An 8,296-nucleotide genomic window follows, 5' to 3' on the forward strand; every position below is an offset into this window, starting at 1 on the left:
CTCCAAGACGTGTCGGCGCAGGCCCGCGGCGACCTCGTCGAACCCGTCCAGGATCGGCAAAATCAGGTCGTGCTCGATCAGGGCGACGGCCAGGGTCGCCCCGCCGGGCGCCGGCGCGCTCAGGCCCGGGTGGTCGCGCAGGAGTTGCTCGGCCATCCAGTCCCGCAGTTTCGTGGTCTCGGGGTTCCACGATTCGAGCCGGAAGATAACCGGCACCGGATCGGTCGGGCTTCGGCTGCCGCTGAGGCTGTCGAGGGCGAATCGCAGGGTGAGGATCGACTTCCCGGCCCCGGCCCGGCCGATCACGACCAGTCTCCCTGAGGGAATCCGTCGGTAGAGGTCGGCGATCTGGTCCAACCGGCCGGTCAGGTCGATCGGCTCGGCCGTCGCTCCGGGTGGGCAGCGGCGGATGTTCGCCCACGAGTCGAGCAGTTCAGGGGCCATCGGCCGCCACCGCACGGGCAGCGGGAACGGATCCCGGAGCTGCCGGTGCTCCTCTTCCTCCCGCCAACGCAGACGCAGCTCCCGGGCGAGGCTCCCCGCGGCCTCGACCAGTTCATCGGGAAGGTCTCGCCCGCTGTCGCCTGGTGATTCAGTCTGGGATTCGGCTGACGGGCGCAGCGCGACTCGACCGGAGGCGGCGATGAATTCTTCTCGCTCGCTTCCCTCGAGCCCCAGCCCCTCGGCCAGCAGCTGCACCGTTTTCATTCGCAGACTGGAGTGTCCGTCGGACTCGACTCGCCGGATGGTGCGAATCCCGAGGCCCGAACGCTTCTCCAATTCGTCCTGCGTCATACCGGCCCGCGACCGAAGTCGCCGGACCATCTTGCCGAATTCGCTGGTCATAGAGCACGTTGCCTCGAGGGGAGAAGGTGTGCCGCAGGGCTTTCGCAGGGCCGCTCGTACGTCGTCGGGTGGTCGTCAACCGATAAATTCGCCGCCATACGGGCAATTGTAGGTTCTAGAGCCCGAAACTACCGGGTCGGGATCGAATCGCCTCCCGCCGCCGGTGCCCGTGCAGAGATCGCCTCGGTGGAGAAGATGACCTCGCGTTCGAGTCCATCGATCGGGTGCAGCGGACCGGTCGAACGCCTACGCGAACGCGGCCGCGGGAAAGGTTCTCACTCTGGAGGACGAGGATCGATCGGAAAGCGGTGCCCCCACTCGGAGTGCCGCAACCGTTAGACTCGTCGCGAAACCGAGTTGTGGCCCGACGAGCTTCCGCCTGGAGCGGACATGCTCCCCCGCCGCACGAGTACTTCGTGTGCCTTGGGAGCTGTCAGTGGCCATCATGCGCATGTCAGCGCAGAGCCTTGCCCGTGTCGACACGGCCTTTCCAGGCGGCAGGATCAGTCTGGCGCTGTCGGAGCAGTACCGGCATCAATTCGGGACCGAGGCATCCGCCGGCGAACAGCGTTCATGGAACCGGAGCCTTCCGGTGATCGCGCAGGACCTCATCGACGCAGGACTTCCCAAGGTCGAAGTGCTGATGGAGCATCGCCTACCGCTCACCAGCAAGCGCATCGACGTGATCCTGGCCGGCACCGGTCACGACGGAGGCGATCGCTACGTGATCGTCGAACTCAAGCAGTGGAGCGAGGCCGAACTCTTCGAGGACGATCCTGAACTGGTCCTCGTCCCCGGACTCGGGCCCGAGCCCAAGCTCCACCCGTCGCTGCAGGCCAGAGGCTACCGCGACTACCTGGCGGATTTCGTCGAAGGGCTGCGTCCCGAAGCGGTGGAGAGCATCGCCTACCTTCACAACGCGCAGGACGGCGACGTCTTCGACCTGTTCGATCTGCCCGACGATGACCGCTCTCGGCTGTTCACCGGAAGCCGACGCTCCGCACTGATCGACTACCTGCGGAGCCGATTCGCGCCCGAACCCGGAGCCGGGGCCGCGGACCGATTGGAGACCGCCCGGATCAGGCCTTCCAAACAGCTGCTCGATCATGCCGCCGAGGAGTTGAAGAACCGGGATCAGTTTGTCCTGCTGGAAGAGCAGCGGACCGCATTCGAGTTGGTACTGCACCTGGTCAAGAAGTCCTGGAGCGCGGACAACAAGGAGGTCGTCGTCATCACCGGCGGCCCCGGCTCCGGCAAGAGCGTCATCGCGCTCACCTTGCTGGCGAGGCTTGCGGAGGAGAATTACGCGGCGCTCCACGCGACGGGGTCGAGGTCCTTCACCGAGACCATGCGCAAGCACGTCGCGCGGGGTTCCACGCGCTTGAAGAGCCTGTTCAAGTACTTCAACAGCTTCATGAAGGCCGACCGCAATGGGCTCGACGTACTCATCTGCGACGAGGCGCACCGCATCCGCGAGACCTCGGCCAACCGCTTCACGAAACAGGAGAACCGCACGGGACGACTGCAGATCGACGAGCTGATGTCGGCCGCCCGAGTGCCGGTGTTCCTGCTTGACGAGCACCAGGTGGTGCGGCCCGGCGAGATCGGTACCGTCGCCGACATCGAGGCGTACGCCGAGCTCAAGGGATTCAAGGTCCACCAAGTCGATCTGGCGGATCAATTCCGATGCGGCGGAAGCACGCTGTACGAAGAGTGGGTCCTGCGCCTGCTCGATCTCGAACCGGGTGGTCCGACGCCTTGGGAGGGCGACGACCAGTTCGAGGTCGGCGTCGCCGGCACGCCCTGGGAACTCGAAACCCGCCTGGCGGCCCGGCTCCACGAGGGGTATTCGTCCAGGATGGCGGCCGGATACTGCTGGAAATGGTCCGACCCGACGAAGGATCTGACCCTGATCCCCGACGTGGTCGTCGACGACTGGTCGCGCCCCTGGAACGTCAAGGGCGATCGCTCGGTCGGCGACGCCCCGCCCGCGTCCTTGTGGGCCAGTCGTGAGGGCGGATTCGGCCAGGTGGGCTGCGTGTACACGGCCCAAGGCTTCGAGTATGACTACAACGGCGTCATCATCGGCCCCGACCTGGTGTACCGGGACGGGCGCTTCGTCACCGACCGGAGCGCCAGCAAGGACCCGGCGCTGACAAGGAAGACCACCGACGCCGAAGCCGACCGCCTCATCCGCAACACCTACAAGGTCCTGCTGACCCGCGGGTTGAGAGGCACCCTCCTCTACTCGACGGATCCGGAGACGCAGGAGTTCCTGACATCCCTGATCCGAGCCCGATCCATCACCGTTTGAGGGATGTGGGCTTGCCGTCGTCCATTATGCTTATCGCACAGTAAGAGTGGTACGCCGGACTTCCCTCAGGCCCGAGCCGCGGACACGTCCCCCAATCCACACGAGCCTCTCGTGCAACTGGGGATCCAGAATTGTCCGCCCTCCTCGACATCTCCGCGTCCGAACTCCGCAGCCGATTCGGCAACACCAGGGCAGACGGCAGCCTCGGAGATCTCCTCAAGGCCAAGTGCCATGAGCTGTACCGCAAACCACCATCGGAAACCGAGATCACCTCCTGGAACCAGAGCCTTCCGGCTCTGGCCGAAGCGTTGGACGACTTCGGTCTCGGTCATCTCGTCATGTTCATAGAGCTCGACATGCCGCCGTGGCCCGAACAGGCGGACGTCATTCTCGCCGGGCCCGGCCATGACAACGGCCGTCCCGTGTTCACTTTGGTCGAACTGAAGCAATGGACCGACTTCGAGGTGCTCCCGAGCGGCAGGGTGATGGCGGGCTGGAAGCAGGGCGGGCCGGCATCGAAACAGCACCCGTGGGGGCAGGTGACCGGCCATGCTCGGTATCTCGCCGAACTGTACGCGGTACTGGATCATGATTCGTTCTCGTCGGCAGTATTCCTGCACAACGCCACCGACGACTTCATGCAACGGCTCCGAAATTTCGGGGATGGTCGGAACTCGACGATGTTCGGCGCCGGGGAGCTGGCGGACTTCGCTGAGTTCCTGAAGGGACGGTACAGCGACGGGAGCTCGGCCGGTGCGCGGCGCATGCTGCTCAACGCCCGCGTCCGCCAGTCGGAGGCGCTGCTCAAACGGGTCGCCGCCGAATTCGACGAGACCGCCGACAAGCGGTTCGTGCTGATAGGCGAGCAGCAGGAGGCGCACGAACTCGTGGCCCAGAAGGTCAAGGAGCTTGAGGGCAGCGAGCGGAAGGCGGCGGTGATCGTCCACGGCAGGGCTGGTACCGGGAAGACCGCAATCGCTCTGAAACTCGCGGGCGAATACTTCCTTCAAGATGAGGGGGTCTACTACTGGACCTGGCATCAGGCGTTCCGTGAGGCCCTCAAAAAGAACTCGGGCCTGTCCGATGGGGATGCAAAGCAGATCTTCCGCAGCCCGAGGGAGAAGAAGATCACCAACCGCAATATGAGGCTGAGCGCGACAGTCTCGATCTGCGACGAGGCGCACCGACTGGAGGAGCGGACCAGCCTTCGGAGCCACAGCCGAGAATCCGATCAGATCGACGACATCCTCTGGACCTCGCGGGTGCACGTGTTCTTCGTTGATGACGACCAGCAGATGAAGACGACCGAGATAGGAACGGTCGACCGACTCCGCTCAGAACTCGAGGAGCGGCACGTCTCGGTCGACGTCATCGAACTGGAAACCCAGTTCCGCTCGGCCGGGACCAGGGAGTACATCGACTGGGTGCGCCGCATGGTCGGACACGAACCGAAGGCCCCGGAACTCTGGCGGCAGCGGGAGGATTTCAAGCTCTGGATCGCCGAGCGTCCGCAGGAGGTGGAGCGGATCCTGCGAGCTGTGGCGGGGCGGGGAGACCGGTATCGGATGACTGCTGGGCTGTGTTGGAAGTCAACGGACGACGGCTTCGGGTTCGTCGAGATCGGGGACTGGAGGAAGCAATGGAATCTGGAGCAGGCCTCCGGTGACGGCCCCAAGTCGATCGAGTGGGGCTGGAAGGAGGGCGGATGGAAGCAGATCGGCTGCGTCCACACGGCCCAGGGCCTCGATTGGGAGTGGGCAGGCGTCATCATCGGCCGGGACCTGGTTCTGCGCGACACTCTCGCGACCCCGCTGCCCGAGAACAACACGAACGTGCCGACCTACGCGAATCGACCTGATGACAGGCGGATCTCCGAGAAGTTGATCCGGAACGCCTACTACGTGCTGATGACTCGTGGCATGAAGGGGATGGTGATCTACGCCGAGGACAACCTCCTGCGGGCTGAGCTCAGGGGCTTGGTGGAACCCCTGCCGCTGCCGGAGGGAGCCGAGCCGGAGGACAAGTGGGAACGCCTTCGGAGGAAGCTGCCTCAGGAGACCATTGATGTGGTCTATGAGGCGCAGAGGGCCGGAAGCGCTCTCCCGCATAAGGGTCTGGACTACGTGCCTGGGCATCATTCCGAGTACGCGTGGCGCGATCAGCTGATCGCTGTCCTGCCGGACGGCCTCGGCCACGAAGCGGCACTGGAAGCCGAGACGGCCTACGCCGAGGCCGGGTGGACGGCTCGCAGGGAGTCGGACTGGGATCCGGAATCCTTGCGAAGCGCGCTTCTCAGCCGTCTCGCACAGGACTGATCCATCCGTTCGGGGGTCGCATGTTCGCCGCCGCGCTCACGCGAACGGCACCTGGGCCGCGGGGGCGGAGCCGCGTTGGCACTCAGGACCGACGCCGAATCCGAGACACGCGCCACTGTTTTCAGACGCGCGACACGCTCGCATGAAGGTCTAGCCTCCGAGGAAGCGTGCTGTAGTACCTGCAGCAGCAGATCCCCCCCGGAAGGAGTCTCGAATCATGGCAGCAATCATGTTCCCCGTGACCGAAGAGAACGCCGTCGCGATCGACAACTTCAATCGGACCGCCGGCTCGCCAGTGCGGCTTTCGTCGATCGCTGTGAAGCAGCAGCGGAGTAGAGACCAGCTTCAAGTCCTGAAGGCCATGTTCCCGGAGGGAGAGGCGCGATTCTGGGGACTGATGGGAAAGAAGCACGATCCCCGTCTTCCGATCAAGGAGGTGGAAGTCGGGGACTGCTGCTATTTCGTTCAGAGGCGCGGAATAGTGCTCGGTGCCGTGATCGCGGCCGTCTTTCACTCCAGGGAGTTCGCCGATCGGCTCTGGCCGGTCTACGGTCCGGCTGGACGGCCGTGGGAGCATGTCGTCGCCTTGACTTCGATACGGGCATTCGAAGATTCCTGCTCGGCTGCGGAAATATGCGAGCGCATCATCGGTCACCCGAAGCGACGGCATTTCCAGGGCTGCGAGCGCGTCGAGGACAAACTGGACCGGTTCCGCGACGAGTTTCCGGTGGCTCCTGCGGATGCCGGCTGGAGGAGCGTCGTTCGGAAGCTCTGAACGACCGAGGAGGGTTGCGGCGCACGGGAAGTCTCGATACGATGTTACTCGGTGGGATTTCATGGGTACGTTCCGTTATGCGCGGGAGTGTCAATGGTCCAGATATACGCCGAAGAAGCAGCTCACGCGAGACTCGACGCCATGGGCCTCGACTGGGAGGTCCTCGAGGACGCCTTCAAGTACGGCCTGGCGGAGGCGGGAACCTGTACGAAGCATGATGCCGGGTTCTGCAAAGGGGTGCTGCTGTACTCCCGGCTCGGTCGACGGCTGCAGGAGAGCCTGGAACTCGTCGGGTGGGAGGGAGGCCGCCCCTCCAATCAGCAGAGCGTATGGAGTTTCCGGCATGGGGTGCGAATCCTCCATGTGACGGGCAACAGCGAGACGGCCAACCGCGAGAAAGGGGCGGCCGCGGCCCCTGAGCGTCCCGGCGGCTCAGCGCGGCAGGATCTCATCAAGCGGAACGCCGAGCACACTCTGCTTGATGAGCTCCCCGAATCCGCCGGCTACAAGGAGCTCAGAACTTGGTTCCTGCTCTATCGAACCGGCCTGAATGCTCTCCGATCGGAGCTGTCCTTCACCGAGAACCCCACGGATGACGGCGGGGGCATTGCCTGGTCGGAACGGATCATCCTGCCGGAGGTGGCCCTCCCGGAAGGAGTCGAACTGGGAGACGACCAGTGGGAGTACCGTATGCCGGGAGCTGAGTCCGAATAGGGCACTGCAGCGAAGTCGTGACCATGCTTGATACGACTGGGGGATCCTCCTGGTGCTTGACTCCTTCTGGCTGCTGAGCACAGGTTGAACGGCTCCGCTGGAATCTTTCAGGAGGGCCTCCGCGACACCGGACATTGAGCTGGTGTGGTGTAATCCCGGGGCTCATCGCCGCTGGTGCGGGCAGTTTCGGTTGTCTGTTCGGGCCGATCGCCCCCGGTGCGCCTGGGGCGGTGACGCTACTCCTCACGCTCCCATTCGACCACGATTGCTTCGGCTTCGTCCAGGAATCGGTCAATGTCTTCCTGAACCTCCGGGTTGTTGATCGCCAATCGGCCGACGATCAACGTCTGAGTTGCAAGAAGGTCCTCGGGCGAGAATTCGTTCAGGAGATGTTCCTCCCCAGCGGTAGCGCGAAGGACGCCCTCGACGGTCCATGCATTGAAGGGCTGGCCCGCCGCTTCGTAGTCCCGGCGAATATTGCCGACGAACGCTGCTATCGCCTGAGGCGAGGTGTCACCTTGGAAGTGGTTGTCCAGGAGCACCGCGAACAGCGCACCGAGCAGGTTGTTGTATTTGGCGCGATCCTCGGCGGCAAGAGAATCATTGAGCTCTTGGGCACGATCGATGTTGCCTGTGGCGAACGCTCGAAGCTGCTCCCGATGCACGGCACTAGCTGTCATCTCGTCTCTCCCTCTTTCGCTGTCTAGCTTCTCGTTTCGATGCAACAGCGGCCAACCCGAAGACCGCAAGAGCCAGAGTCGCGCTTGCCGCGTCCCCAACGTTCACATCAGCCCGGGGAATCCCGGTGACCTGCGGAGTGTCGTCGCGCTGCACGGTGAAGGTGTTCGTCTGTGCGGCCGGAGCATTCGGTGCTCGTGCAGCATCGTACTGCGTGCTTGTGATGCTCTTCCCGCCGTCTGAAAGGTCATCGAACCGCCGGACTGCCGCTCGGGTGGCCCGAGCAAACGAACCACGGCGCTCCGGCTCCTGCTCGAGCAGCTTCTCCCCGGAAGGGCCTGTCGAGCGCTCCTCGCCAAAGATGATCGTGACCGGTAGATGCTCGCCATCGTGGTCGTAGTTGAAATCGACTCTGTCGGCCGTTGGAGCTATCGGACCGTGATCGGGCTTTGCCGCCCCGATTGCGGGAGTGTCCTTGGCGGAGACGGCGGCTCCGGCCGACTGTCCGGGTCCTGGTTGGTCGGCGGCGCCGCCGGGGATCTTCGTGCCGACGCCCTTCTGACCGTCGAGGACCGCTTGGAGTACCAGGATGGCGTCTTCGAGGTGGCTTTCGGCTAGGGCCTGTTTGAGAAGCTAGGGCTTCCAGTCGAGGAT

General features: G+C 64.2%; 7 protein-coding genes. 5 read left to right on the plus strand and 2 right to left on the minus strand.

Annotated features, from left to right (window positions below):
• Positions 1-846: helix-turn-helix domain-containing protein (locus JFB92_RS24575; RefSeq protein ID WP_199044556.1), on the minus strand; the 846-nt coding region annotated here is incomplete at its 3' end.
• Positions 847-1,297: 451 nt separating this feature from the next.
• On the opposite strand from JFB92_RS24575, the gene JFB92_RS24580 reads away from it, so the two are divergent.
• From JFB92_RS24580 to JFB92_RS24595, 4 genes are all read left to right on the plus strand, one after another.
• Positions 1,298-3,160 (plus strand): DUF2075 domain-containing protein, encoded by a 1,863-nt coding sequence (locus JFB92_RS24580; RefSeq protein ID WP_199044558.1) that lies wholly within the window; start codon positions 1,298-1,300, stop codon positions 3,158-3,160.
• Between the two features lie 131 nt (positions 3,161-3,291).
• Entirely contained in the window at positions 3,292-5,475 is a 2,184-nt protein-coding gene (locus JFB92_RS24585; RefSeq protein WP_199044560.1) for a DNA/RNA helicase domain-containing protein, read from the plus strand.
• 217 nt (positions 5,476-5,692) lie between these two features.
• A complete protein-coding gene (locus JFB92_RS24590; RefSeq protein WP_199044562.1) occupies positions 5,693-6,250 on the plus strand; it encodes a hypothetical protein in 558 nt (185 codons plus the stop codon).
• A gap of 93 nt (positions 6,251-6,343) precedes the next feature.
• On the plus strand, positions 6,344-6,964 hold the full coding sequence (locus tag JFB92_RS24595) for a hypothetical protein (RefSeq protein WP_199044564.1): 621 nt from the start codon (positions 6,344-6,346) through the stop codon (positions 6,962-6,964).
• 236 nt (positions 6,965-7,200) lie between these two features.
• Here the strand turns inward: JFB92_RS24595 and JFB92_RS24600 are convergent, their stop codons facing one another.
• Positions 7,201-7,644, minus strand: coding sequence for a hypothetical protein (locus JFB92_RS24600; protein ID WP_199044565.1), 444 nt, complete (start codon positions 7,642-7,644; stop codon positions 7,201-7,203).
• Between the two features lie 376 nt (positions 7,645-8,020).
• Between JFB92_RS24600 and JFB92_RS24605 the strand changes: the two genes are divergently transcribed.
• Positions 8,021-8,260, plus strand: a complete 240-nt coding sequence (locus tag JFB92_RS24605) for a hypothetical protein (RefSeq protein ID WP_199044566.1) — start codon at positions 8,021-8,023, stop codon at positions 8,258-8,260.
• Positions 8,261-8,296 lie beyond the last annotated feature (36 nt).

The sequence above is a fragment of the Glycomyces salinus genome (assembly GCF_016428645.1).
Taxonomy (GTDB): Bacteria; Actinomycetota; Actinomycetes; order Mycobacteriales; family Micromonosporaceae; genus Glycomyces; species Glycomyces salinus.

Bases quoted from the DNA above. Each gene is read 5' to 3' on its own strand.
- JFB92_RS24590 (WP_199044562.1), top strand. From the start codon at position 5,693: ATGGCAGCAATCATGTTCCCCGTGACCGAAGAGAACGCCGTCGCGATC.
- JFB92_RS24600 (WP_199044565.1), bottom strand. From the start codon at position 7,644: ATGACAGCTAGTGCCGTGCATCGGGAGCAGCTTCGAGCGTTCGCCACA.
- JFB92_RS24580 (WP_199044558.1), top strand. From the start codon at position 1,298: ATGTCAGCGCAGAGCCTTGCCCGTGTCGACACGGCCTTTCCAGGCGGC.
- JFB92_RS24605 (WP_199044566.1), top strand. From the start codon at position 8,021: ATGCTCGCCATCGTGGTCGTAGTTGAAATCGACTCTGTCGGCCGTTGG.
- JFB92_RS24595 (WP_199044564.1), top strand. From the start codon at position 6,344: ATGGTCCAGATATACGCCGAAGAAGCAGCTCACGCGAGACTCGACGCC.